The sequence below is a fragment of the Shewanella sp. SR44-4 genome (assembly GCF_014163715.1).
Classification (GTDB): domain Bacteria; phylum Pseudomonadota; class Gammaproteobacteria; order Enterobacterales; family Shewanellaceae; genus Shewanella.
This window is the reverse complement of the sequence record NZ_JACJDU010000135.1, coordinates 1-695: the sequence shown is the minus strand read 5'-3', so window position 1 is coordinate 695 and position 695 is coordinate 1. Positions and strand designations below refer to the sequence as shown.

Below are 695 nucleotides of genomic sequence, written 5' to 3'. Positions count from 1 at the left end.
CTATTTAACGGCCCTGTCACTCAAGACATGCTCGACAACGGCTTTGACGTTGAAGTCCCTGTGACTGCAGGCGCGACCGATGTTGATGTGACCGCGCAAGTGATTGATATCGCCGGTAACCCATCAGCAACCGCCACTGATACACAACCTGTTGATGCCACCATGGCACCTGCACCCACCGTTGAGTTCAGCGGCATGGGCACTGACGGCGTGTTCAACAGCGATGAGATCGGTACTGATGGCACTGTGACCGCGACCGTGACGCTAGCGACTGGCACTGAAGTTGGCGACACCTTGATTGTCACTGACGGCAATGGCAACACCCTATTTAATGGCCCTGTCACTCAAGACATGCTCGACAACGGCTTTGACGTTGAAGTCCCTGTGACTGCAGGCGCGACCGATGTTGATGTCACCGCGCAAGTGATTGATATCGCCGGTAACCCATCAGCAACCGCCACTGATACACAACCTGTTGATGCCACCATGGCACCTGCACCCACCGTTGAGTTCAGCGGCATGGGCAGCGATGGTATCTTCAACAGCGATGAGATCGGCAGCGACGGTACTGTGACCGCGACCGTGACTCTCGCGACTGGCACTGAAGTTGGCGACACCTTGATTGTCACTGACGGCAACGGCAACACCCTATTTAACGGCCCTGTCACTCAAGACATGCTCGACAACGGCTTTGA

The 695-nt window shown here is 55.7% G+C and carries 1 protein-coding gene; it reads left to right on the top strand.

Annotated features, from left to right (window positions below; translation table 11 throughout):
• A partial coding sequence (locus H5125_RS21745; RefSeq protein ID WP_220487398.1) for a hypothetical protein occupies window positions 1–695 on the top strand: 695 nt, incomplete at both ends.